Genomic DNA, 23,254 nt, shown 5'->3' on the forward strand with positions numbered 1-23,254 from the left:
CCATGCTCTGTGAGCGTTCACAGTAGAGAAACGTCCCGGACACTTGTCAATGGTTGTTCGTGTGCGGTTATGTTGGATCTGCGTCACCGACCATGTGTGTGCACGTTCCCACAATGACGCAGTCATCCCCGCAGGCAGCACAGGAGGCATCCATGCCGGAGACCGCACCCGAGGGCCTCGAAGGGCTCGCGTTCGGCGGAGACTACAACCCCGAACAGTGGCCGGAGGCCGTCTGGCAGGAGGACGTCCGCCTCATGCGCGAGGCCGACGTCACCCTGGTGAGTCTCGGCATCTTCTCCTGGGCGCTGCTCGAACCCGAGCCGGGCCGCTACGACTTCGGCTGGCTCGACAGGATCATCGCCCTCCTGCACGAGAACGGGATCCGCATCGACCTGGGCACCCCCACCGTCGCCCCGCCCGCGTGGTTCTACCGCGCCCACCCGGACGCACTGCCCGTGAGCCGGGAAGGCGTGCGGTACGAATTCGGCTCGCGCGGCGCGATCTGCCACAGCTCACCGGCGTACCGCGAGGCAGCGGGGGCGATCACCGAGCAGCTCGCCCTGCGCTACGGCAGCCACCCGGCGCTGGCGCTCTGGCACGTCCACAACGAGTACGGCGTTCCCGTCGGCGCCTGCTACTGCGCGAACTGCGCCGTCCACTTCCGCCGCAGGCTGCGCGCCACGTACGCGACCGTCGACGCGCTCAACGAAGCCTGGGGCACCGCCTTCTGGGGCCAGCGCTACGGCTCCTTCGACGAGATCGAGCCGCCCCGCGCCACCCCCACCGTCTGCAACCCCGCGCAGCGCCTCGACTACGCGCGCTTCGCCGACGCCACCATGCGGGAGAACTTCGTACGGGAACGCGACCTGCTGCACCGGCTCTCCCCGGGCATCCCCGTCACCACCAACTTCATGACGGCCCTCAGCCAGTGCGACTCCGTCGACTACTGGGCCTGGGGACGCGAGGTCGACCTGGTCACCAATGACCACTACCTCATCACCGACGGCCGGCGGACCCATGTGAACCTCGCCATGGCCGCCGACCTCACAAGGTCCGTGGCCGGCAGCGCCCCCTGGCTGCTGCTCGAACACTCCACCAGTGGGGTCAACTGGCAGCCGCGCAACCCGGCCAAGGCCCCCGGCCAGATGGCCAGGAACAGTCTCGCCCACGTGGCGCGCGGTTCCGACGGCGCGATGTTCTTCCAGTGGCGTCAGTCCCGGCGCGGCGCGGAGAAGTTCCACTCGTCGATGGTGCCGCACGCCGGCACCGACAGCCGCGTCTGGCGCGAGGTGGTCAGGCTCGGCGCGGATCTGGACCGGCTGGCGGCGGTGCGCGGTACGAGAACGGTCGCCGATGTCGCCATGGTCTGGGACTGGCAGTCCTGGTGGGCCCAGCGGCTGGAATGGCGGCCGAGCGAGGACCACGACGCCCGCGAGCGGGCCGACAGCTTCTACGAGACGCTCTACGACCGCCACCTCACGGTCGACTTCGCCCACCCGGAAGCCGATCTGTCGGGCTACCCGCTCGTCGTGGTGCCCGCCCTCTACCTCGCCTCCGAGGCCACGGGACGCAATCTCCGTACCTACGTCGAGAACGGCGGCACCCTGGTCGTCTCGTACTTCTCCGGAATCGTCGACGAGCACGACGCCGTTCACCCCGGCGCCCACCCGGGCGTGCTGCGTGAGGTCCTCGGCCTCACTGTCGAGGAGTTCTCACCCCTCGGCGCGGGCGAACGCGTCCGGCTCACCGCGGCCGACGGCGCGGAGCTGACCGGAGACGTCTGGAGCGAGTTCGTGGTGCCACGGGGCGCCGAGACGATCTGGACGTACGCCGACGGGCTGGTCGCCGGACAGCCGGCCATCACCCGGCACCGGCTGGGCCGGGGGACAGCCTGGTATCTCTCCACACGCCTCGGCCCCGACGCCCTCGACACGGTCCTCGGCGCCGCCGCCGAGGACGCCCGCCTGGCGCCGCGCACCGATCTGCCGCGCGACGTCGAGGTGGTACGCCGTACCGGGGAGGGCGGCACCTACCTCTTCGCCCTCAACCACACCGGAGCGGACACCAAGGTGCCGCTGTCCGCCCACGGGACCGAACTCCTCACCGGCGACCGGGCCGCGGGCAGGCTCGCCCTCCCGGCCGGAGCGGTACGCGTCGTGAAACTCGACGACTGAGCCCCGGTCGTCCGAGTCCCGGTCTTCACACCCCGCTCCTCCCGCCCCACCCCACCCGCCTCGCTCATCCGGTCGAAGGGACATCGACGATGCACACCGCACACCGCATACGCCGCACACCGCTCGGAGCGGTCGCTCTCTCCGCGCTCGGCGCGCTGCTCCTCACCGCCCTGCCCGCTCAGCAGGCCCGAGCGGCCGACGGCCCCGGCAACGCCGGGTTCGAGACGGACGGAACGGGGACGAGCACCCCGGCCGGCTGGAGCACCCGGTCGGCGGCCAGCCAGGGCAACGCCTCCTTCACCGAGAACGGGGGCCACAGCGGCAGCCTCCGCCTCACCCACTGGTCGGCCTCGGCCTACCGGACCCAGACGTATCAGCGCCTCTCCGGTCTGACCGACGGCACCTACACGCTCAGCGTCTGGGTCCGCTCCAGCGGCGGCCAGAACTCCGCCTACATCGCACTGCGCGACTGCGGAAGCGCCGACCGGCGCACCGATCTGCCGCCCACCCCCGACGGCGAGTGGATCCGCGTCGTGACCTCGGTGAAGGTACGCGGCGGATCCTGCACCCTCAGCCTCAACTCCGACGCGCACGCCGGGCAGTGGGCCAACTTCGACGACATCGGCTTCACGGCCGGATCGACGGGCCTGGACGTCAGGGGCGGAGACCTGTCGACCCTTGCGAAGAACGAGGCGTTCGGAGCCACCTACCGCACCGCCGGCGGAGTGCGGCAGGACCCGCTGCGCATTCTGCGTGGCGCCGGGATGAACTACGCCCGGCTCAAGGTCTGGGTGAACCCGGCCGACGGCTACAACGACAAGAAGCATGTCCTCGCCGTGGCCAAAAGGGCCAAGGCCGCGGGGATGAAGCTCCTGGTCGACTTCCACTACTCGGACGGCTGGGCCGACCCGGGCAAGCAGAACAAACCGGCCGCCTGGGCCACACACTCGTACAACCGGCTGCGCACCGACGTCTACGACCACACCTTCGATGTCCTGAACGCCCTCAAGGCACAGGGCACCACCGCCGACATGGTCCAGATCGGCAATGAGATCAACGGCGGCATGCTGTGGCCCGACGGCTCCACCGACGACTGGACGCGGCTCGCGGGGCTGCTCACCTCCGGGGCCCGGGCGGCGAAGGCCGTCTCGCCCTCGACCCAGGTCGCCCTTCATCTGGCCGAGGGCGGCGACAACGCCGGCACCCGCTGGTGGTTCGACCAGGCCGTGGCGCACCAGGTGCCGTTCGACGTGATAGCCCTGTCGTACTACGGCTACTGGCACGGCCCGCTGTCCGACCTGCAGACCAATCTGGACGATGTGTCGGCCCGCTACGACAAGCCGGTGCTGGTGGCCGAGACCGCCTACGCGCACACCCTCGCCAACGATGACTTCCTGGAGAACAACGTCTCCACCGCCGACCAGCTGGTACCGGGCTACCCGGCGACCCCGGCCGGTCAGGCGGCCAACCTGCGGGACGTGATGAACGTCGTCAAGGCGGTCCCGGCGGGGCGCGGTCTGGGCATCGTCTACTGGGAACCGGCCTGGACCGCGGTGGACGGGAGCGGCTGGGATCCGCAGGACCCCTCCTCAGGAAACGCCTGGGAGAACCAGGCGCTCTTCGGATACGACAAGAAGCTGCTGCCCGCGGCGCGGTGGTTCGCGGACCGGTAGCGCGGAGGACAGCTGAGAGCGGCGGAGCCCCCGAGCCCGCCGGCGGGGGACTCCTACTTGCGCTTGCGTGGCTTGCGCGACTCCACCGCCGCGTCGGGCCCGGGCGACACGATCGATTCATGACCGTTCTCGGAGCGCACCTTGAAGGGCGGCGTGCCGTCCGGCCCCAGCACCTCCACGATTTCCACGACCCGGTCATGCTCACCGACGACCCTGCCGTGCCTCACCAGGCGGTCGCCCTTGTTTGCTTTCATGTGCGCTCCCCATGTCACGAGATGTAATCAGGACTGTACGGAACGCCGCGTGATCCGGCCTCCGGGACGTACGGAGATGCATGACCGGCGAAGGCGTGTTTCGGTGGTGGGGGAGCGCGCCGATCGGGTGAACCTGCCCTGCGGCGGCTCCCTGACAGGAGGAACCACCCATGACCTCTGTCGTCAGTGCGCACGGCCGGGCCGGAACGGCGAAACGACCGCAGCCACCCTCCTGCCGCGAACGGGCCGAACGGGGCAAGGCCGCCCGGGCGCAGGTGCCCCGTTCCGCCCACGCGGTCTACGAACCGGCCCCGGACCGGGCGGATCCGGTGGACCTCGTCGAAGCGCAGTCGGCGGCGCGGGTGAGCGAACTCGTCCCCATCCGCTACGGCCGGATGACCGAATCGCCGTTCCGCTTCTACCGAGGCGCCGCGGCGATCATGGCGGCCGATCTGGCGGCGACGCCGCGCTCGGGTATCACGGCTCAACTCTGCGGGGACGCGCACCTGCTGAACTTCCGGCTGCTGGCCTCGCCCGAGCGGCACCTCATGTTCGACATCAACGACTTCGACGAGACCCTGCCGGGCCCCTGGGAGTGGGACGTGAAGCGGCTGGCCACCAGTCTGGTCATCGCCGGCCGGGCGAACGGCTATACGCGCCGGCAGCGCGCGGAGATCGTCCGCTCGACGGTCCGGTCCTACCGTGAACGGATGCGGGTGTTGGCCGGTATGGGCAATCTGGACGTCTGGTACGACCATCAGGACACGGCGGAGCTCGAGGCCGTGGTGGCCGAGGGAATGAACAGGACCCGCCGCAAGCGCCTGTCGCACGTGCTGGACAAGGCCCGCTCGCGCGACAACCTCCAGGCCTTCGAGAAACTGACCTGTGTCGTCGGCGGCGAACGCACGATCACCCCCGACCCGCCCCTGGTGACCCCCCTCGAAGACTTGCTGCCCGACCTGGAACGCCGGCAGCTGGAACAGAACCTCGCGGAGCTCGTCTCGGGGTACGGCGACACTCTGCAGTCGGACCGCCGCGCGCTGCTCGGGCAGTACCGGCTGGCCGACATGGCCCGGAAAGTGGTCGGCGTCGGCAGTGTCGGCACCCGCTGCTGGATCATCCTGCTGCTCGGCAGGGACGGCGAGGACCCGCTCCTGCTACAGGCGAAGGAGGCCGACGTGTCGGTCCTGGCGCGGTACGTGGGCGGAAGCGCGTACGAGAACCAGGGCGAGCGGGTCGTCGCGGGCCAGCGTCTGATGCAGGCCACCAGCGACATCTTCCTCGGCTGGAAACGGACCGAGGGCATCGACGGACGGCAGCGCGACTTCTACGTCCGGCAGTTGCACGACTGGAAGGGCGTCCTCGAACCGGAGGGCATGCTGCCGGACGGTCTGCGGAGGTTCGGCGTACTCTGCGGTGCCACCCTGGCCCGCGCCCACGCGCGGTCGGGCGACCGGATCGCCATCGCCTCCTACCTCGGCCGAGGGGACTCGTTCGACCGGGCGCTGCCGGTGTTCGGGGAGGCCTACGCGGACCAGAACGAACGGGACCACGCGGTCCTGACCGAGGCGGTCCGCACCGGCCGCGTACCGAGTGTCTGATGGCGTTGCCGAATCAGGCGGGGCCGGGGCCGCTCTGGCAGCGCGGACACCAGTACGTCGGGCGCTCGCGGCCGATCCGGCCGTGCGTCTCGGAGGCGACGCGGACGGCGGCGCCGCAGACCAGGCAGGGGCGGCCGGCGCGACCGTAGACGTACAAGCGATGGGCGGACCGCGCACGGACGGCGGTGCTCGTCGTCGTACGGTCGAAGCGTTCCCGGTTCGCCTCCAGAAGGCGCTGGGCCGCGGCGACGACGCGTTCGGGGGACGGGACGTCCCCGGCCGGCGTCCAGGGGGTGACCCTGGCGAGGAAGCAGAGTTCCGCCATGAAGACATTGCCGATGCCGGCGAGATTGCGCTGATCGAGCAGAGCGGACCCGAACGGCCGGCCCGGATCGTCCAGGAGGCGGCGCAGCGCCTCGTCCTGATCCCAGTCCGGGCCCAGCAGGTCGGGCCCGAGATGGCCGACCACCCGCTGCTCGTCCGTGGTGCGCAGGAGTTCGAGGACAGGGAGGCGGTAGCCGACGGCCGTACGGTCGCCGGCGTCGAGGACGGCCCGGATCTGATGCCCGGGCCCGCCGCGCCATCGGTCCCCGGCCGAGTAGACCTTCCACGCCCCGTCCATACGGAGATGCGAGTGCAGGGTCAGTCCGCCCTCGATCCGCATGAGCAGGTGCTTGCCGCGCGGCGTGACATCGAGGACGGTACGGCCGCTCAGATCGGTGGTGGCGAGTGTGGGCACGCGCAGGTCGGACCGGACGAGCGTACGACCGGCCAGGGCGAGGTGCAGGCGCCGGGCGGCCTGCCAGACGGTGTCTCCTTCGGGCATACCGTCCATCATGCGGCCCGGCCCGACGATGATGGCCGGGCAGCCGCCCCTGGCGTGGAGCGGCCGCACCGGGCCACCGTACGTACGTCGGGAACCTAAACGGCCAGGCCGGCGAGTTCGGTTCCGGCCAGCAGGAACGCGCCCACGGCGAAGTCCGCCGTGCTGTCGTAGGTGATGGGCTGGCTGGATTCGGGGCGGTCGCCCACCTTCTGGACGTAGCCCAGGAAGCCGTCGGGGTGAACGGCGGTGGTCACGAGGCCGTTCCAGGCGCGGGCGGCCACCGGCAGAAAGGCGGCGCCGGTGACCAGTCCCGCGCTGATGGCGTAGGCCGTGCCGTACGCGAAGAAGGCGGTGCCGCTGGTCTCAGGACCCGGCAGGTGCGAGGCGTCGGCGAGGTTGACGTTCCAGAAGCCGTCGGTCCGCTGCACCGCGGCCGTCGCGGTCACGAGCCGGGTGAGCGTGTCGCGGTACTCGGCGACATGGCGCTCCCCGGCCGGCAGGACCTTGAGCGTCTTGGTGTGGCCGCCCGCCACCCAGCCGTTTCCGCGTGACCAGAGCACCGGCTTGCCACCGGGCGAGGTGATCTTGCCGGGCAGGAAGCGGTCGTCGCGGTACCACAGGCCGCTTCCCGCGTCGTACAGACCGGGTCCGCCCCGCACCTGCTTGGTGTGGTGGTAGAGGCTGTAGAGCTTCTCCCAGTACTGCGGATCGCCGCGCAGCGCGCCGATACGGGCGAACGGCGGCATGGCCATGTGCAGGGCGTCGTCCCACCACCAGTCGTCGTTCTTGGCCGGCTGGTCGGTGTAGACCATACGGCGCAGGGACGCCTCGATCGCGGTGAGCTTCTGCTCCTCCGGCTCGATCTCGTACAGATCGAGATAGGCCTGTCCGGCGCAGTGGTTGTCGGCGTGCCGGGTGCTGACGCCGCCCATCAGACCGTACGCGTGCTTCTCCGCCCAGCCTCTGGCGTAACCGAGGTACCGGGTGTCGCCGGTGAGCCGGTGAAGGGCGAGCAGGCCGCTGAAAAAGGTCGCATTGGCCCAGCCGTTGTCGCCCGAGTTGCTGTGCGCGCCGATCCAGTGGTCGGCGACGCGGCGCAGCACGCTGATGATCGCTGCTCTGGACGGCAGTTGGGGTGACGGGGCGGCGGGGGCAGCCGTCGCGGGGCCGGCCAGGCCGGGCAGTACGGACGCGGTCGCCGCGAGCGCGGCGCCGCCGGCGAGCAGGTGTCGTCTATCCATGTGAACGACTCCTCTGGATGTGGGGGAGCTCTATCTTCAACTCCCGGCCCTGGGCTGTCCATGGCGTGTGCGTGTGCTTCTGGAGGCCGTTCATTGTTCACATACAGGAACGCGAGGCGGTGTATGAATCCCGTGGACGGCGCCGGTGAGTCGAGCATGCCCGGACTCCGCTACACAAAAGCCTGCAAAGCGCGCAAAATGGGTTTGGTGCGTGACTCCGAGTCGCGCGACCTGGTCAGACTTGCGCGATCGAAGGAGGCGAGTCGTATGGCCGACGTGTCACATACGAGGGGGGACCTGGCCGGTCATCCCGACGTTCCCGAGATGCGAGCGCGTTACGCCCGCATGCTCGGAGGGCACGATGTGGCACTCGTGGACGGACCGGTGTTTCTCGTCGGCCTGTACTGCGCTGTGTCGCCCTGGATCATCCATTTCTCGAGCACCCAGCCGTCCCTGGCGACGCACAACGTCATCATGGGCATCGCGATTGCCGTGCTGGCGCTCGGTTTCACCGCCACTCCCGGGAGGATGTACGGCCTGAGCTGGGCCATGTGTGTCATGGGCGCCTGGTTGATCGCGGCTCCCTGGGTCGTCGGCAGCAGTCCTGACGCCGGCGTCATCTGGAGCAACGCCGTCATCGGTGGTCTCACCGCCTTGCTCGGTCTGCTGTGCGTGGGCGCGGCGATGAGAAGCAGTCGCCGAAGGGCGTGAAGTGAGCGGCCGGCCTGCCCCTGGCGGGTCGGCCGCGTTCTGCCGCGCATTGGTCCATACCAAAACCTTGACAGGGGGTTCGTTCACTTCTTAAATCACGAAGTGAGCCGTGCTCCCCCTTCCCCGGGCGGTGCATCCCCACGATCGCGCTGTGTACGTCCGTGGCGTACACCTGTCATGCGCATGGCAAGTCCACTGTGTGAACTCACCCCCCATAGCCGGTCGAGGAAAGGATCATCCCCGGATGACCAGGAACAGAGTCGGTGCGAGGCACATGGCCCTGCGGCTGCTCGCACTGCTGGCCGTGCTGCTCGGCCTGACCGCCGCCCCCGCCCACGCGGCCGTACAGCAGCCGAGCGCACCGTCGTTCAAGGTGCTGGCCTTCTACAACGGCACCTGGGACGACGCCCACATCAGCTTCGTCCGGGAAGCCAACGAGTGGTTCCCCCGGACCGCGGCCGCCAATAACTTCTCGTACACGGCGACCAACAACTGGGAGCTGCTGTCCAGCATCACCCCGCAGCAGTACCAGGTGGTGCTGTTCCTGGACGACGCCCCGCAGACGGCCGGCCAACGGTCCGGGTTCGAGCGCTATATGCGCGGCGGAGGTGCCTGGATGGGCTTCCACGTCTCCGCGTTCACCACCAGCGCCCAGAGCTGGCCCTGGTACTACAACGAGTTCCTCGGCTCCGGGAACTTCCGGTCGAACACCTGGGGGCCCACCACCGCGACCCTGCGCGTCGAGGACCGGACCCACCCCTCGACCACGGGCCTGCCCGCCACGTTCACCTCCTCGGTGAGCGAGTGGTACAGCTGGAACAACAACCTCAGGAACAACCCGAACATCAAGACCCTGGCCTCGGTCGACCCGGTGAGCTTCCCGTTGGGCACGGACCCCAATCAGTCCTGGTACAGCGGCGACTACCCGATCATGTGGACCAACACCAACTACAAAATGATCTACGCGAACTTCGGGCACAACGCCATGAACTACAGCACGGGGCAGACCCTGTCGTCGACGTTCGGCAGCGAGACCCAGAACCGCTTCATCATCGACAGCCTGAAGTGGCTGGGCACGGGCGAAGGGGGCGGACCGGCGCCGACGGGTCCGATCTCCGAGACCGCGTGGTACACGCTCGTCAACGGCGGCAACAACCTGTGCGTCGACGCCCGCGCGGCGGCCACCGCCAATGGGACGGCGATCCAGCAGTACACCTGCAACGCCACCACGGCCCAGCAGTTCCAGTTCCGCGCCACCAGCGGCGGATTCTCCCGGATCGGCATCCGCGCCAACAGCCAGCAGGTCATCGACGTCACCAATGTGTCGACCGCCGACAACGCCCCGCTCCAGCTGTGGACGTACTCCGTCGGAACGAACCAGCAGTGGCAACCCGTGGCAGAGGCCAACGGCCGCTACCACTTCACCGCCAGGCACAGCGGGAAATGCCTCAGCGCCCCGGACAGCGCCACATCCGGCAGCCAGCTGGTCCAGCGTTCCTGCAACGGCTCAGCGGCGCAGTCCTTCCAGCTCGTAGAGCAGCCGTGACCGGTGAATTGAGGAGCCACGGGACGTAGCGCGCCCCGGCGCCCGGTCCTCCGCCCGCCAGGACCGGCGGAGGACCGTTCCGAGGACCCGCCCTTCGCCGGGCGCGCGCGTCTGGGAAAGTGGATCCATGCAGGCCATCACGCTGACCGAACTCGTCGACGGACTCCTCGACGGTCCTCGTCCGCTGCCCATCGTCTCCGCCGGTGACCCGGTGCTGCGGACTCCCGCGCTGTCGTACGAAGGGCAGCTCGGCGACGAACGGCTCCACCGCCTCGTACGAGCGATGCGGGAGACGATGCGCGCCGCCCCCGGGGTCGGGCTGGCGGCGCCCCAGGTGGGAATTCCGCTGCGGCTCGCCGTCATCCAGGACCCGGCCGAGGTCCCGGAGGCGGTGCGGGAGGCGCGCTGCCGCGTTCCCCAGCCCTTCCGCGTCCTGGTCAATCCCTCGTACGAGCCCGTGGGCGAAGCGCGGGCCGCCTTCTTCGAAGGCTGCCTCAGCGTCCCCGGCTGGCAGGCCGTGGTCGCCCGCCACGGACGTGTCCGGCTGCGCGGGCAGGACGAAGCAGGGCACGAGATCGACGAAGAGTTCTCGGGATGGGCGGCGCGCATCGTCCAGCACGAGACCGACCACCTCGACGGAAGGCTCTACGTCGACATCGCCGAGACGCGGTCGCTCTCCGCCACGCACCACGTGATCGAGCGCTGGTCGCAGCCCACCCCCGACCTGGCGGCGCGGGAGCTCGGCTTCACCCTCGCCAACCGCCCGCCGGCCGACGGGGTTTGAAGCCGGGCACAGCGAGCAGTCGGTTGGGCTGCGGGTCCTACTCGGCGTTGGAGGACGGATGAACGGCAACAGCACGGTGCGGCGCGTCGTGGACGCGGTCGTGGGCAACTGGGCGTCACGGGTCTATCTGGCCGTGGCGGCGGCCCTGATCATCTGGGTGGGGATCGACACCGCTTTCGTGGCCCACGACGACGCTTCGTTCGCCGGGATCTTCCCGCTCCTCTTCACCGCGCCCACCAGCCTCCTCGTCCTGTTCTTGGACGTCGAAGGCATGGCTGTTCTGCCCTTCCTCGCGGTGGCGGCGCTGGTCAACGCGGCTGTGATCGGCCTGACGGTTCACAAGGCCGGCGGCGGTGGGACGGCGCCCAACGGGCTCTCGCCGCGTTGAGCGACGCCGTCACCCCCGTTGTCACCGCCTACGTGGCCGACGCTGCCGGCCCGGCCCTCGTCGTCTCCCGCTCAGTTGCCGGGGGACTGGTAGAGACCCCGTCCCGCGCGGTGGGCGCGTGAGGTGGCGACGAGACGGTCGAGCGTGCTGCGTACGGCGTTGATGCTGCCGGGAGTGTCATCGCGTCCCAGCGCCTGCGCCACGTCGCGGGCCCGGACGGGGGCGTCACCGGCCTTGGACAGGATCTCGACGACCTGCTCGGTCAGGCCACTGGGGTGCTTGTCCTCGACGGCCTTGTCCTGGACGGCGGGGGCCGACTCCTTCGCCGCGCCGCCCTTCGCGGGGCGGTGCTTCTGCTCCTTGGGCTCGTCCGTCTTCCCCTTACGGCTCGCGCCGGTGGCGCGGTTCGTGTCCGGGCCCGCCTTGCGGGACTTCCGGCGTGCGGGGGCAGGCGTCTGCTCGGTGGGGGAAGTCTGCTCCGCGGTGGGCTCCGCTTCCGGGACCGTCGCGGCCGCGGCGCCCCCCGAAGCGCTGGGCGCCGCCGTCGACGCGTCGTCCGCTGACACCGCAGGCTCCGCCACGTAGGGGGCGAGGGACAAGCCGTGCAGGGCGCTCAGGGCGGTACGGACCGACTCCAGGCGCTCGGTGACGGTCGCCAGGTCCTTTTCGAGTATCTGCTGGTGTGCTTCGAGCCGGGGGAGTTCCGCCTGCAGGAGTGCTGTGGTCGCTTCGATACTGCCTGGTGTGCCGAATGCGGATGTCATGGTGTCGCCCTTCGTTCCGGGCCGCCGCTGTTGCCCCCGCTGGTGGCCGCCGGACAGCAGCCTAATCTTGTTGGTGGGAACGGGGACGAGCAGGGCGGAAACCATCGTCGACGCTCGCAAGTGGTGTTATGGCTCCGGGGTGGCGTCGGCGGGCGAAAGAGTGTGCCACGGACCGGAGTTCAGCCCCCGGACCTCGTGCGCGAGGGGTGGCTGCCACCGGCCGCTCGGCCAGGGCTGTTTCACGACCGAACACCGGTGCGCCACAAGGACGTCCATGTGGCCGGGCCCCACCGCTCCGTTGGATTGATAGGGGTCCGGCCCGTGCTGCGCCGTGTGTGAGCGGCCCTACAGTCCGTATCCCGCCACAGGGGGGACGCCTCGAAGGAGCCGCCATGCAGAGAACCCGTACATCGAGAAAACTGTCCACCGCCGGGCTGCTGCTCGCGCTGCTCGTCACCCTGCTTGGAATGGGCGGGCCCGGGTTCGTGCCCACGGCACAGGCCGCGTCGCTCACCGAAGTGACCGGCTTCGGTACGAACCCCGGCAACCTGCGGATGTTCCGGTACGTGCCGGACGGCCTGCCCGCCGGCCGCCCCCTCGTCGTGGCGATGCACGGCTGTACGCAGTCGGCAGCCGCATACGACGCGGAGACCGGCTGGACCAAATGGGCCGACCAGTGGGGCTTCGCGCTGCTGCTGCCCCAGCAGCAGTCCGGGAACAATCTCAACTCCTGCTTCAACTGGTTCGAGTCCGCGGACATCGGGCGCGGGGCCGGCGAGACACTGTCGATCAAGCAGATGACGGACCGGATGAAGACCGACCTGGGCAGTGACGCCGCCCGGGTCTACGCGACCGGGCTGTCCGCGGGGGCCGCGATGACCAACGTCATGCTCGCCGCCTATCCGGACGTGTTCGCCGCGGGAGCGCCGGTGGCCGGCCTGCCCTACGCCTGTGCGACCAGTGTGGTCGACGCCTTCAGCTGCATGAACCCCGGGAAGAACCTGACTCCGGCGGCCTGGGCCGACAAGGTCCGTGCCGCGTACCCCGGTTACGGCGGGCCGTGGCCGGCGGTCTCGGTCTGGCAGGGCACCAGCGACACGACGGTCGCCCCCGTCAACATGACGGAGACCGTCGAGCAGTGGACCGCCGTCCAGGGCACGGACACCACGGCCGATGCCACCGACACCGTGGCCGGCTATCCGCACGCGGTGTATCGCAACAGCGCCGGACGGGCCGTGGTGGAGACCTACTCGATCACGGGCATGGGACATGGCCAGCCGGTCGACCCGGGGACGGGAGCGCAGCAGTGCGGCACCGCGGGCGCCTACGTCCTCGACGTCAATCTGTGCGCCTCGTACCGTATCGGCCAGTTCTGGGGTCTCGGCGACGGCGGCGGCGGAACACCACCCGGGAACGAGACGCACACCGCGGTGCTGCCGAGCCTGGCCGCGGACGACGGGTATGTGAAGGCGTCCGCGACCGGCGGCACCCCGGCGACCGGCACGCTCGAAGGCAGCCTGGGCGTGGCGGTCGGCCGGGGCACGGACGGGCTGCACAACCGGGCCGTGTTCTCGTTCGACACCGCTTCGCTCCCGGACGGGGTGAAGGTGAAGAGGGCGTTCCTGACCGTGGCGCGCGCCAGTGGCAGTGGCGACCCCTGGGCGGCGGGCAACCGGATGGTTCTGGACATCAGGTCCGGCTGCTTCGGGGCGAGCTGCGCGACGGCCGCCGACGACTGGTCCGCCGCGGCCACGGCGGCCGAGGCGGCGCAGATCGGCAGCTTCACCTCGGGTGCGAAGGCGTCCAGTGACTTCACCACGGTGAACCTCACCGGCACCACGCAGGTACGGCTGCGCCTCGCGTCCGCGCCGGCCTCCACCGCGTACGCCTTCATGAAGTCCGGCGCCGACGCCACACTCACGGTGGAGTGGGAGTAGCGGTTACGCCGGGGGTGCCGGGCGGCTGTCGCCCGCCCGGCACCCTCACCCGCACCCTCGGTCGGCAGTGGGCCCGTCGGCGGTGTTGTCCGGGGACGGGCCTTGCCCCGTCCTCTGGACCGCGTACCCACCGGCACTTACTATCTCCCTCATGCTCATGACAAAGCGGCTGCGTGTGATGACGGGCCTCTGCGCACTTCTCGGCGGGTCTCTGGCGCTCGCACCGTCGGCCGCCCAGGCGGATCCCACGGTGCCGGACCACGCCGTCATCGTGTGCGACAGCGCCAGTTTCTACGCCAACTACGACAGCGCGAGCGGCCCGGTGGGTCTCAAGCGGACGCTTCTGCGCGGCGACAAGGTCGGCCACACCCGCGGCGCTCACCCCGTCTACAACGGCTGGGCGGCCACCTTCGACTTCGGTCCCAACGACTGGGGCTTCGTCCGGCAGGAATGCCTGGGCGGCTTCGGATCCTGGTAACCCCGCCCCTTCCCACACCCACCCAACGGAGTCCGTCGATGACACGTCACCTCGCGCGCGCCACCTGCGCGCTGTCGCTCGCGCTCGCCGCCACATTCCTCACGACACCGGCGCAGGCCGCGAACGGCACCGTGGGCCAACGGGAAGCCGTGTGCGCCAACGACCTCTTCGTCCGTGTCACAGCCCCGCACGGCGCCTGGATGGGCACCCTCACCCGCGGCCAGACCTTCCTGGTGGAGCAGGTGAACGGCGACTGGGTCTACGGCTTCGCCTACGGTGACATCAACCGCCGAGGCTGGGTGCAGAACGGCTGGTTCTGCTGACCGGGAGCTGATCGCCGTACACCGGCCGGGAGGGGAGCGGCTCAGGCGGACCTCTCGCCGCGCTCCCCGCCCCGGCGGGGCAGTTCGCGTGGCACCAGCGTCGGGTTGACGTTGTCGAGCACGGTGTCGCGGTCGACCACGACACGGGCCACGTCGTCCCGGCTCGGCACCTCATACATCACATTGAGCAGGACCTCTTCGAGGATCGTGCGGGCGGCCCGGGCGCCGGTGCGGCGGAGCAGGGCCTGTTCGGCAATCGCGCCGATGGCGTCCTCGGTGAACTCCAGCTCGACGCCGTCGATTTCGAAGAGCTTCTGGTACTGCTTGACCAGCGCGTTGCGCGGCTCGGTGAGGATCCGGACCAACGCTGTGCGGTCCAGCGGCTGGACGGCCGACACCACCGGGAGCCGGCCGACGAACTCCGGGATCAACCCGAACTTCAGCAGATCCTCGGGCATGACCTCGGCGAACGCGTCCCGCTGCGCCCGCTCCTCCTTGCCGTGGACCGCGGCGCCGAACCCGATGCCCTTGCGGCTGGCCCGCTGCTCGATGATTCCCTCCAGGCCGGCGAAGGCGCCGCCGACGATGAACAGCACATTGCCCGTGTCGATCTGGATGGACTCCTGCTGCGGGTGTTTCCGGCCGCCCTGCGGGGGGACCGAGGCCGTGGTGCCTTCCAGGATCTTCAGCAGGGCCTGCTGGACGCCCTCGCCGGAGACATCGCGGGTGATCGACGGGTTCTCGCTCTTGCGGGCGACCTTGTCGATCTCGTCGATGTAGATGATCCCGGTCTCGGCCTTCTTGACGTCGTAGTCCGCCGCCTGGATCAGCTTCAGCAGGATGTTCTCGACATCCTCACCGACATAACCGGCCTCCGTCAGCGCCGTCGCGTCGGCGATGGCGAACGGGACATCGAGCATCCGGGCGAGCGTCTGGACGAGGTACGTCTTGCCGCAGCCGGTCGGCCCGACCAGCAGGACGTTGGACTTGCCGAGTTCGACCAGTTCTTCCCTCACGCCCGCCCCAACGCCCGCCTCACCGCCGTTCTCGCCGGCCTGGATCCGTTTGTAGTGGTTGTAGACCGCCACCGAGAGCGCCTTCTTGGCGCTCTCCTGTCCGACGACATACCGCTCCAGGAACGCGAAGATCTCCCTCGGCTTCGGCAGCTCCAGCGGCCCGCCCTCCGCGGCCACGCCGAGTTCCTCCGCGATGAGTTCATTGCAGAGCCCGACGCATTCGTCGCAGATGCAGAGGGGACTCGGGCCCGCGATGAGCTTCTTGACCTGCTTCTGGGTCTTCCCGCAGAACGTGCACCTCAGCAGGTCGCCTCCGTCACCGATGCGTGCCACTCGGAAACGTCTCCTCAAGTGTTGTGCGGGCGGGTGAGCTTCATTCGAATGGTGCGTACATATGACGTCACCATCTGAATGTTCACGGTATCTTGAACCCGGACGGACGGCAACGCGGGGATGAGTGAGGGGCGATGGGCCGGCTCAGCAGGGTGGAGCTGCAGGAGCGCAATCGTGCCAAGGTGCTGACAGCGGCCAGGAATGAATTCGCCGAGCGCGGCTTCCGGGACGCCAAGGTGGACGGCATCGCCGAGCGCGCCGGACTGACCCGTGGCGCGGTCTACTCCAACTTTCCCGGCAAGCGGGCGCTGTACTTCGCGGTCCTGGCCGAACTCGCCGAGCGCGCGCCCGAGCCGCCGCACCCGGAGCCGGGCCGCACCGCCCGTGAGGCGCTCGGCGCGCTCGCCCGCGCCTGGGTCGCACGGCTCCCGCTCGCCGACACCGACGAGCAGCACGGAGCGGCCAGGCTCGGCATGCACCTGCTGCCGGAGATCCTCGCCGAGGAGCGGATCCGGCGGCCGTTCGCGCAGCTGATGAAGCTGAACGCGATCCTTCTCGGGCTGGCCCTGGAGCGTCTGGGCCCGCCCGGCGCACCGCAGGGCCGCCTGGTGCGCGTCGCGGAAGCGGCCCTCACGACCCTGCACGGCGCGAACCAGATGGCCGCCGCCGCGCCCGGCTTCATCGAGCCCTTCAACGTCGTCAGCGCCTGCGAGCAGTTGGCGGGCCTTGATCTCAACGACGGGTGGTGGCCGCCCACCCCATGGATTCCGGCCGCGCGGCCCGCCGACGAACCGTGGTCACCACCGGCCGTGGTGGACGCGGTACGCGGCGAGCCCGCCCGGCTCGCGGGTGACGGCGTGGTGGCGATCCTCGGGCTGCACCGGCTCGAAGCCGCCGAGGAGGCGGTACGGGCGGCGCCGTACGGAGCCCACGTCACCGCTGTCCTGGTCACCGGCGATCCCGCCGAACTGGCGCCGCTGGCCCGGCTGGCCGTCGCCGAGCTCTGCAACTGCCTGCGCCGGGCCTTTCCTCCCTCGGCACTGCCGCGCCTACAGGTGGTGTTCGACGAGTCGGGCGCCCTCGCCGCGGCGGCCGGTGTGCCCGCCGTCAGCGACGGGACCGAGGCCGCCGTCCGTACCGTGGCGAACCGGATCGTCGCCCGCGCCGACGGCCGCGGCGCCTGCCACGCGGCCGCCTCGGCCGGGCTGTCCGCGCCCACCGGTCAGGCCCCGCCGTCGACGCGACACCTCGGATAGCCTTCTGCGGCAACCGCCTTGGGCCGACGGCGATGTCAACGGCGCGGGCGGTCCCGGCCCGAACGAGGTCATCCGTGACGGTGGTTCTGTGGCGTGCCGCCCCCGGGCTCGGCACGATCAGGAGCAGGGTGGACGAATGCGCCACACCATCATGCTGCCTCTCGCTCTCGCACTCTTCCTCGGCACAACGGGCTGTATGTCCGTGTCACCCCCCGAAAACCCGCCGCTCCCGAACCTCGCACCGGCGCAGAACCGGTCGCCCGCTCCGGTCGAGTCACCCCGGCCGGCGCAGTCGCCGGCCCGCGAAGAGCTCGCGGCGACGGGCCCCGAGGACACGCCGGAGAGCACCAAGTCCGCCGCTCAGCGGGACAGTTCTGACGACCGTCAGGCGCCGGAGAGAGCCGCGGCGGACCCCTTCGTACACGGGCCCGGAGCACCCGAGGACGAGCTGCGGCGCCCGCGTACGCAGCCGCGTCTCGGTGTGCGACCGCTGCGCCCCCGACAGGACTTCAACGACATGCGCGGTCTCTGTGCGGCATCGGACGGTGTCGCGAAGTCGCCCATCGTAGAGCTGTGCCGCAATACGTACGGCCGCTGATGTCCCTCACCGGTGCCTCGCGGCACTAGGGAGATCATTACTCGGCCTCGCCTAGGGTTCGGCTGAACTTTCCCCCCGAGTGAAGCGAGATGAACCACTGTGCGCAAGGAAGCCGTCCGGGACACGCCCCCCTCGCTCAAGGAGGTCACCGCCGGCGCGTCGTCGCCGGACGCGGGGGACGCCGGGTACAGCAAGGACCTGAAGTCCCGTCACATCAACATGATCGCGATCGGCGGCGCGATCGGCACCGGGCTCTTCCTCGGCGCGGGCGGCCGGCTCGCCTCGGCCGGCCCCGCCCTGGCCGTGGCCTACGCGGTCTGCGGCATCTTCGCCTTCTTCGTCGTACGAGCCCTCGGCGAACTGGTGCTGCACCGGCCGTCCTCGGGCTCCTTCGTCTCCTACGCCCGTGAGTTCCTGGGAGAGAAGGGTGCGTACACCGCCGGCTGGATGTACGTCGTGAACTGGTCGACCACCGGTATCGCCGACATCACGGCCGTCGCGCTCTACGCCCATTACTGGAGCCTGTTCACCGATGTCCCGCAGTGGGTGCTGGCCCTGATCGCGCTGACCATCGTGCTGAGCGTGAACCTGATCTCCGTCAAGATCTTCGGCGAAATGGAGTTCTGGTTCGCGATCGTCAAGGTCGCCGCGCTCGTCGCCTTCATGGCGATCGGCATCTTCCTGCTGGTCACCCAGCACCCGGTCGGCGGGCAGACGCCCGGACTGCACATCATCAGCGACCACGGCGGCTTCTTCCCGTCCGGCCTGGTACCCGTCGTCGTGGTCCTCCAGGGCGTCGTGTTCGCCTACGCCGCCGTCGAACTGATCGGTGTCACCGCGGGGGAGACCGCCGAGCCGCACAAGGTCGTACCGCGCGCGGTGAACTCCATCATGTGGCGCGTCCTGGTCTTCTACGTCGGCTCCGTCGTACTGCTCGCGCTGCTGATCCCCTACGACGGGTACTCGGCCTCGGAGAGCCCCTTCGTCACCGTGCTCTCCAAGATCGGGGTGCCGGCGGCCGGCGATGTGATGAACCTGGTGGTGCTCACCGCCGCGATGTCCAGCCTCAACTCCGGTCTCTACTCCACCGGCCGCATCCTCCGGTCCATGGCGATGGCCGGCTCCGCGCCGAGGTGGACGGGGCTCATGAACCGGCATCAGGTGCCGTACGGCGGCATCATGCTCACCGCTGCCGTCTGTGTACTCGGCGTCGCGCTCAACTACATCGTGCCGGGTGAGGCGTTCGAGATCGTTCTCAACATCGCCGCGCTCGGTGTGCTGAGCACCTGGGGCATCATCATGCTCTGCCACCTGGCCTTCGTCCGGCGATCACGTGAAGGACGGCTGGAGCGCCCCTCCTACCAGCTGCCGGGATCGCCGGCCATCCAACTGGTCACCCTCGCCTTCCTGGCCGGGGTCGTCGTGCTGATGTGGGCCGACGGCGGTGTGGGCCGGCGTACGGTCATGCTCATCCCGGTCATCGCCGCCGCACTGATCGCCGGCTGGTTCGCCGTACGCGGACGGGTCCGCAGCACGGCCGCCGCGGCAGCCACCCAGGAGACAGCCGACCGCGGCTGATCGGCAGCGCCTCGTGAGCGGCGAGGGCGGCCTCGGCGTCGCCGGGGGTGCGGCCCCAGCGGTGGCCGACGGGCAGGGCGTGGATACGGCCCGGGACCATCCCGCCGTCGGATACGGTGGCCCGGATATGGCAGGCACGGCGGATCCCGCCGTGGAGCGTGAACCCGCCGGCTGCCGCAGCGCTGTTCTATTTCGATGCGAAAACCCAGGTCCAGGCTCTGGACCGCGCCCAGCTGTCCCTGCCGATGGTGCCGGGGCGGGCCGGGACGATGACCCGGGACTACAAGAGGAACGGCACCCTGGACCTGTTCGCCGCGCCGAACGTGGACTCCGGGGAGGTACTGCATGACACCCGCTGCTCCCACACCGGCCGTGACGTGCCGGCGTTCTTCCGCCGCATCGACATACACGTCGCCCCCGACCTGGAGCTGCACGTCATCTGCAAGTTGCGGACCCTCTTCAGGTCCCCTGCCTGCGACGCCGCGAAGATGCGCTGGCGCAGACGACGTACGTTCTCCTCGGCGGCACGGCGCGGACTGCGCGTGCACCTCGACCAGGCGGTGGCCCCGGAGCGGAGCAGCGAGGCCGACTCGCCACCACCTCCACCGAACGTCAACGGGACAACGTGCCCGCCGCAGTGGAGGCTGTCGGCGGGCACGTCATAGCCTGGGCCGACCAACCAGACACCCGATGAATCTGTGCCTGTGGGCAGTTCAGGTGGCGCTGTAAGCGTGCGGTGGCGACCGTATGCTCAACACCCTTGCCGGAACAGAAGCGTTGGTGCGGCACGCTTGCGCAGGCCCTTGACAGGAAGGGGCGGGCAGCCCGACTATTCACCAAACATCGGATGTAAGTGTGCGGTCCAGGCCCTCAGCCCGCCGGAGGCACCTCTCAGACGCACGCGAGTCTTCCGGCGGACGCAATAGCCGTTGGTCCTTTACCACCCGGGCCCGAGCTCCCGACGCTGGAACGCCCTTGATGAATGTTCGCGCTGCCCGGCCCTCCATGCCAACCCTCCGGTCACTCAGAATCACCTCATCTCCGTACATGGGAAGGACCCGCCCGTGTCACCACAAGGTTCGATCACGCGGAGGCTGCTGCGCCGCGTCGGCCCGATCGCAGCAGCCCTCGGTCTGATTCTGACGGCACCCGTAGTTCAATCCGCCACTGCCGCGCCCTCCGTGACGCTCTACGCGTCGCCGTCCGGGGCGGGTTCGACCTGTTCCTCCTCGGCCCCGTGTTCCCTGTCCGGTGCCCAGGAGGCGGTTCGAACCCATCTCGCCGCAGAGGGTTCCGCGGACGTCAGCGTGCTGCTGGCCGACGGTGTGTATCGCTTGTCGAAGACCTGGTCCCTCGGCCCGGCGGACTCGGGCACGCCGGGCCACCCAGTGGTGTGGAGGTCCGCGCCAGGGGCGCATCCGGTGATCTCGGGGGCCTCACAGGTCACCGGATGGACGCAGCGCGGATCGAGCGGGGTGTGGTCCGCTCCGGTACCCAGCTCCAGCAACAGCCGCCAGCTGTACATCGACGGCCATAAGGCCCCGATAGCGCAGGCGACCCCGGCGAGCCTGGGATTCCGGGGCTCGTGGACCGGAACGTCGACGGGCTACACGATCTCCGGCGACCAGGCGGCGATGGCGTGGTTCGGCTCGCTGACCGCAAGCCAGGTGGCGGGCGTCGAGTTCGACTACCCCGGTGGCAACGGGCCGTGGACCGAGTCGAGGTGCCGCGTGGCAAGCTTCTCCGCGGCGGCCGGAACGCTGAGGATGAGCCAGCCGTGCTGGACCAATGTGACCGCCCGGGCGTCCTTCGCGCAAGCCAGCGGTGGCCTGCCGTCCATGTCGCCCCACACGATGCCCGCGCGGATCGAGAACGCGCAGGCCCTGCTCGGTTCCGGGCAGTGGTTCCTGGACGGCGCCAGCGGCACGTTGTACTACAAGCCTTCCGCAGGCCAGCAGATGTCCGCCCTCGACGTGGAACTGCCGCGCCTCGAGAGCCTGGTCCAGGGCGCCGGCACTCTCGCCGCGCCCATCCATGACATCAGCTTCAGCGGTCTTCAGTTCTCGTTCGCGACCTGGAACGCTCCCTCCACCAGCTCCGGGTTCGCCGACGTGCAGAGCAATCTGCGGATGACCGGCGCGAACAACCAGGGCATGTGCACGTTCTCCAATCCCGCAGGAAGCTGCCCCTGGGGATCGCTGACCCAGCCCCTGGCGAACGTCTCGTTCACCGCTTCCAAGAACATCACGCTCACCGGCAACCGGTTCACCGAACTCGGCGGAGCCGGACTGGGCGTGATGTACGGAGCGACCAACACCCTCATTCAGGGCAACGAGTTCACCGACATCGCCTCCACCGCGATCCTCCTCGGTTGCACCTACGACCCGCTGCCGACCGACCCGTCCGACGCTGCGGGGATCAAGCAGAACTGCACCCCCAATGGAGCAAATGAAACCGCTGCGATCGGCACCAACGAAATCCTGACCGGTACCACCGTGGCGGACAACGTCATCCATCACATCGGTACCGACTACTCCTCGGCCAGCGGCATCACCCTGTTGTTCTCGCAGCACACGACCATTACCCGGAACAACCTGTACGACCTGCCCTACACCGGCATCACAGCCGGAGTCATCCAGGGTCACGTCAATCAGGCCAGCACCCCGCAGAACACCACGAACATCAACAGCTCGAACACCATCAGCAACAACATCCTCCATGACTACCTGTCCGTCCGCAGCGACGGCGGCGCCGTCTACGTCGAGGGACACCAGGCGCAGTACGTGTACCAGGCGGACGGGACGACGATCGACCCGGTGCAGACTCTGGCCAAGGGCCTTCAGGTCACCGGCAACATCGCCTACAACGGTCCCTCGACCAACTTCACCTACTACAACGACGCCGGCTCGGAATGGATCAACTGGCAGGGAAACGTCGCCTTCCGCGCCGGTGACAAAGCACAGGGCGGCTGTAGCCCGACGGGCCACTTCTGGATCACCGGCAATTACTTCTCCGCCGGCATCCAGTCATACCCGTGCGCCCAGCCGGTCGACACTCACGCGAGTGGGAACACGACCATCCCGGCAACCCCCAAGCCGACCGACCTTCCCAACGCCCTGCTGCGCGCCGCGGGCACGGGCTCCGGCTCCTTCACGCCGGTCCTCTCCGTCCCCGCGAGAATCTTCTACGTGTCGCCCACGGCCAACGCGACGGAGGTCCTCGTTGCCGGCGAGGGCTTCGGCCCGGCAACGCCGGTATACATCGGCACCACCCCGGTCGCCAATGTGACCCACCTGTCCAGCGGATTCATGATCGTCCCGGTTCCGGCCGGCACCACAGCCGGGCAGATCTCCGTCACTCCGCAGGTCCCTGGATCCATCCGGCTCAACGACGACGACAGCAGCATCACCTACAGCGGATTCGCGTACGCGGGCGGCCGCTCCTACGGCGACCATCAGAACGATGTCCACTACGCGACGTCGAACGGGTCGACCGCGTCGCTCACCTTCACCGGCACCAGAGTCACGGTGTACGGCGAGCAGAACACCGACCAGGGAAACATCGGCATCAGCATCGACGGCGGACCGCAGCAGGTCGTCAGCACACTGCCGAGCGACGGCGTACGACATGCGAACGTCGCGGTGTACACGTCCGGTCTGCTCTCCTCGGGCAGACACACCATCGTGGTGACCAAGTTGTCCGGTCAGTACAGCACCCTCGACGGATTCACCGTGTGAAGGCGAGCGAACCGGTTTCGACGCAGCACCGACGGG

20 protein-coding genes are annotated in these 23,254 nt (G+C 69.4%); 14 read left to right on the top strand and 6 right to left on the bottom strand.

Annotated features, from left to right (window positions below; all coding sequences use genetic code 11):
• Window positions 1-152 precede the first annotated feature (152 nt).
• On the top strand, window positions 153-2,174 hold the full coding sequence (locus ACFVWW_RS23890; RefSeq protein ID WP_384188208.1) for a beta-galactosidase: 2,022 nt from the start codon (window positions 153-155) through the stop codon (window positions 2,172-2,174).
• A gap of 89 nt (window positions 2,175-2,263) precedes the next feature.
• Window positions 2,264-3,847 carry a glycosyl hydrolase 53 family protein gene (locus ACFVWW_RS23895; protein WP_386879002.1) on the top strand — a complete coding sequence of 528 codons (1,584 nt, stop codon included), beginning with the start codon at window positions 2,264-2,266 and terminating at the stop codon, window positions 3,845-3,847.
• A gap of 53 nt (window positions 3,848-3,900) precedes the next feature.
• Here ACFVWW_RS23895 and ACFVWW_RS23900 read toward each other — a convergent pair whose 3' ends face one another.
• Entirely contained in the window at window positions 3,901-4,101 is a 201-nt protein-coding gene (locus ACFVWW_RS23900; RefSeq protein ID WP_384188206.1) for a DUF1918 domain-containing protein, read from the bottom strand.
• A 170-nt stretch (window positions 4,102-4,271) separates the two neighbouring features.
• On the opposite strand from ACFVWW_RS23900, the gene ACFVWW_RS23905 reads away from it, so the two are divergent.
• Window positions 4,272-5,702 carry a DUF2252 domain-containing protein gene (locus ACFVWW_RS23905; RefSeq protein WP_386879001.1) on the top strand — a complete coding sequence of 477 codons (1,431 nt, stop codon included), beginning with the start codon at window positions 4,272-4,274 and terminating at the stop codon, window positions 5,700-5,702.
• Between the two features lie 13 nt (window positions 5,703-5,715).
• Here ACFVWW_RS23905 and ACFVWW_RS23910 read toward each other — a convergent pair whose 3' ends face one another.
• Together ACFVWW_RS23910 and ACFVWW_RS23915 are read right to left on the bottom strand one after the other, a co-directional pair.
• Window positions 5,716-6,528, bottom strand: a complete 813-nt coding sequence (locus ACFVWW_RS23910; protein ID WP_384329856.1) for an Fpg/Nei family DNA glycosylase — start codon at window positions 6,526-6,528, stop codon at window positions 5,716-5,718.
• 95 nt (window positions 6,529-6,623) lie between these two features.
• Complete coding sequence (locus tag ACFVWW_RS23915; protein WP_386879000.1) at window positions 6,624-7,769, bottom strand: glycoside hydrolase family 88 protein; 1,146 nt, start codon at window positions 7,767-7,769, stop codon at window positions 6,624-6,626.
• A 267-nt stretch (window positions 7,770-8,036) separates the two neighbouring features.
• Between ACFVWW_RS23915 and ACFVWW_RS23920 the strand changes: the two genes are divergently transcribed.
• From ACFVWW_RS23920 to ACFVWW_RS23935, 4 genes are all read left to right on the top strand, one after another.
• Window positions 8,037-8,480: an SPW repeat protein gene (locus ACFVWW_RS23920; protein WP_384188224.1), complete on the top strand. Its 444-nt coding sequence runs from the start codon at window positions 8,037-8,039 to the stop codon at window positions 8,478-8,480.
• Window positions 8,481-8,724: 244 nt separating this feature from the next.
• On the top strand, window positions 8,725-10,026 hold the full coding sequence (locus tag ACFVWW_RS23925; protein WP_384329849.1) for a ThuA domain-containing protein: 1,302 nt from the start codon (window positions 8,725-8,727) through the stop codon (window positions 10,024-10,026).
• Window positions 10,027-10,153: 127 nt separating this feature from the next.
• Window positions 10,154-10,810 carry a peptide deformylase gene (gene def / locus ACFVWW_RS23930; RefSeq protein WP_386878999.1) on the top strand — a complete coding sequence of 219 codons (657 nt, stop codon included), beginning with the start codon at window positions 10,154-10,156 and terminating at the stop codon, window positions 10,808-10,810.
• 58 nt (window positions 10,811-10,868) lie between these two features.
• A complete protein-coding gene (locus ACFVWW_RS23935; RefSeq protein ID WP_384188196.1) occupies window positions 10,869-11,198 on the top strand; it encodes an SCO4225 family membrane protein in 330 nt (109 codons plus the stop codon).
• Between the two features lie 71 nt (window positions 11,199-11,269).
• Here ACFVWW_RS23935 and ACFVWW_RS23940 read toward each other — a convergent pair whose 3' ends face one another.
• Window positions 11,270-11,962, bottom strand: coding sequence for a hypothetical protein (locus ACFVWW_RS23940; RefSeq protein ID WP_386878998.1), 693 nt, complete (start codon window positions 11,960-11,962; stop codon window positions 11,270-11,272).
• Window positions 11,963-12,354: 392 nt separating this feature from the next.
• On the opposite strand from ACFVWW_RS23940, the gene ACFVWW_RS23945 reads away from it, so the two are divergent.
• The 3 genes from ACFVWW_RS23945 (at window position 12,355) to ACFVWW_RS23955 (ending at window position 14,700) form a co-directional block, all read left to right on the top strand.
• Entirely contained in the window at window positions 12,355-13,899 is a 1,545-nt protein-coding gene (locus ACFVWW_RS23945) for an alpha/beta hydrolase family esterase (RefSeq protein ID WP_386878997.1), read from the top strand.
• A 151-nt stretch (window positions 13,900-14,050) separates the two neighbouring features.
• Window positions 14,051-14,377: a hypothetical protein gene (locus ACFVWW_RS23950; RefSeq protein WP_384188191.1), complete on the top strand. Its 327-nt coding sequence runs from the start codon at window positions 14,051-14,053 to the stop codon at window positions 14,375-14,377.
• Window positions 14,378-14,415: 38 nt separating this feature from the next.
• Window positions 14,416-14,700 carry a hypothetical protein gene (locus ACFVWW_RS23955; RefSeq protein WP_384188190.1) on the top strand — a complete coding sequence of 95 codons (285 nt, stop codon included), beginning with the start codon at window positions 14,416-14,418 and terminating at the stop codon, window positions 14,698-14,700.
• Window positions 14,701-14,741: 41 nt separating this feature from the next.
• On the opposite strand, the gene clpX is transcribed toward ACFVWW_RS23955, so the two are convergent.
• Window positions 14,742-16,049 (bottom strand): ATP-dependent Clp protease ATP-binding subunit ClpX, encoded by a 1,308-nt coding sequence (gene clpX / locus ACFVWW_RS23960; protein ID WP_386878996.1) that lies wholly within the window; start codon window positions 16,047-16,049, stop codon window positions 14,742-14,744.
• 134 nt (window positions 16,050-16,183) lie between these two features.
• On the opposite strand from clpX, the gene ACFVWW_RS23965 reads away from it, so the two are divergent.
• The 3 genes from ACFVWW_RS23965 to ACFVWW_RS23975 all read left to right on the top strand — a co-directional run bounded on the left by ACFVWW_RS23965 (window position 16,184) and on the right by ACFVWW_RS23975 (window position 19,481).
• A complete protein-coding gene (locus ACFVWW_RS23965) occupies window positions 16,184-17,305 on the top strand; it encodes a TetR/AcrR family transcriptional regulator (protein WP_386878995.1) in 1,122 nt (373 codons plus the stop codon).
• A 196-nt stretch (window positions 17,306-17,501) separates the two neighbouring features.
• A complete protein-coding gene (locus tag ACFVWW_RS23970; protein WP_386878994.1) occupies window positions 17,502-17,903 on the top strand; it encodes a hypothetical protein in 402 nt (133 codons plus the stop codon).
• A gap of 99 nt (window positions 17,904-18,002) precedes the next feature.
• The gene (locus ACFVWW_RS23975; protein ID WP_386878993.1) at window positions 18,003-19,481 is read left to right on the top strand and encodes an amino acid permease; all 1,479 of its coding nucleotides are present in this window, start codon (window positions 18,003-18,005) and stop codon (window positions 19,479-19,481) included.
• A gap of 280 nt (window positions 19,482-19,761) precedes the next feature.
• Here the strand turns inward: ACFVWW_RS23975 and ACFVWW_RS23980 are convergent, their stop codons facing one another.
• The gene (locus ACFVWW_RS23980) at window positions 19,762-20,139 is read right to left on the bottom strand and encodes a reverse transcriptase N-terminal domain-containing protein (protein ID WP_386878992.1); all 378 of its coding nucleotides are present in this window, start codon (window positions 20,137-20,139) and stop codon (window positions 19,762-19,764) included.
• A 676-nt stretch (window positions 20,140-20,815) separates the two neighbouring features.
• Here ACFVWW_RS23980 and ACFVWW_RS23985 point away from each other — a divergent pair.
• Window positions 20,816-23,218, top strand: coding sequence for a hypothetical protein (locus ACFVWW_RS23985; protein ID WP_386878991.1), 2,403 nt, complete (start codon window positions 20,816-20,818; stop codon window positions 23,216-23,218).
• Window positions 23,219-23,254 lie beyond the last annotated feature (36 nt).

The organism is Streptomyces sp. NPDC058198 (assembly GCF_042882605.1).
Lineage (GTDB): Bacteria > Actinomycetota > Actinomycetes > Streptomycetales > Streptomycetaceae > Streptomyces.

Excerpts from the sequence above, each read along its gene's own strand:
- ACFVWW_RS23900 (WP_384188206.1), bottom strand. The coding sequence starts at position 4,101 with ATGAAAGCAAACAAGGGCGACCGCCTGGTGAGGCACGGCAGGGTCGTC.
- def (WP_386878999.1), top strand. The coding sequence starts at position 10,154 with ATGCAGGCCATCACGCTGACCGAACTCGTCGACGGACTCCTCGACGGT.
- ACFVWW_RS23895 (WP_386879002.1), top strand. The coding sequence starts at position 2,264 with ATGCACACCGCACACCGCATACGCCGCACACCGCTCGGAGCGGTCGCT.
- ACFVWW_RS23920 (WP_384188224.1), top strand. The coding sequence starts at position 8,037 with ATGGCCGACGTGTCACATACGAGGGGGGACCTGGCCGGTCATCCCGAC.
- ACFVWW_RS23970 (WP_386878994.1), top strand. The coding sequence starts at position 17,502 with ATGTCCGTGTCACCCCCCGAAAACCCGCCGCTCCCGAACCTCGCACCG.
- ACFVWW_RS23925 (WP_384329849.1), top strand. The coding sequence starts at position 8,725 with ATGACCAGGAACAGAGTCGGTGCGAGGCACATGGCCCTGCGGCTGCTC.
- ACFVWW_RS23890 (WP_384188208.1), top strand. The coding sequence starts at position 153 with ATGCCGGAGACCGCACCCGAGGGCCTCGAAGGGCTCGCGTTCGGCGGA.
- ACFVWW_RS23940 (WP_386878998.1), bottom strand. The coding sequence starts at position 11,962 with ATGACATCCGCATTCGGCACACCAGGCAGTATCGAAGCGACCACAGCA.
- ACFVWW_RS23950 (WP_384188191.1), top strand. The coding sequence starts at position 14,051 with ATGCTCATGACAAAGCGGCTGCGTGTGATGACGGGCCTCTGCGCACTT.
- ACFVWW_RS23915 (WP_386879000.1), bottom strand. The coding sequence starts at position 7,769 with ATGGATAGACGACACCTGCTCGCCGGCGGCGCCGCGCTCGCGGCGACC.
- ACFVWW_RS23955 (WP_384188190.1), top strand. The coding sequence starts at position 14,416 with ATGACACGTCACCTCGCGCGCGCCACCTGCGCGCTGTCGCTCGCGCTC.
- ACFVWW_RS23935 (WP_384188196.1), top strand. The coding sequence starts at position 10,869 with ATGAACGGCAACAGCACGGTGCGGCGCGTCGTGGACGCGGTCGTGGGC.
- ACFVWW_RS23945 (WP_386878997.1), top strand. The coding sequence starts at position 12,355 with ATGCAGAGAACCCGTACATCGAGAAAACTGTCCACCGCCGGGCTGCTG.
- ACFVWW_RS23965 (WP_386878995.1), top strand. The coding sequence starts at position 16,184 with ATGGGCCGGCTCAGCAGGGTGGAGCTGCAGGAGCGCAATCGTGCCAAG.
- ACFVWW_RS23910 (WP_384329856.1), bottom strand. The coding sequence starts at position 6,528 with ATGCCCGAAGGAGACACCGTCTGGCAGGCCGCCCGGCGCCTGCACCTC.
- ACFVWW_RS23905 (WP_386879001.1), top strand. The coding sequence starts at position 4,272 with ATGACCTCTGTCGTCAGTGCGCACGGCCGGGCCGGAACGGCGAAACGA.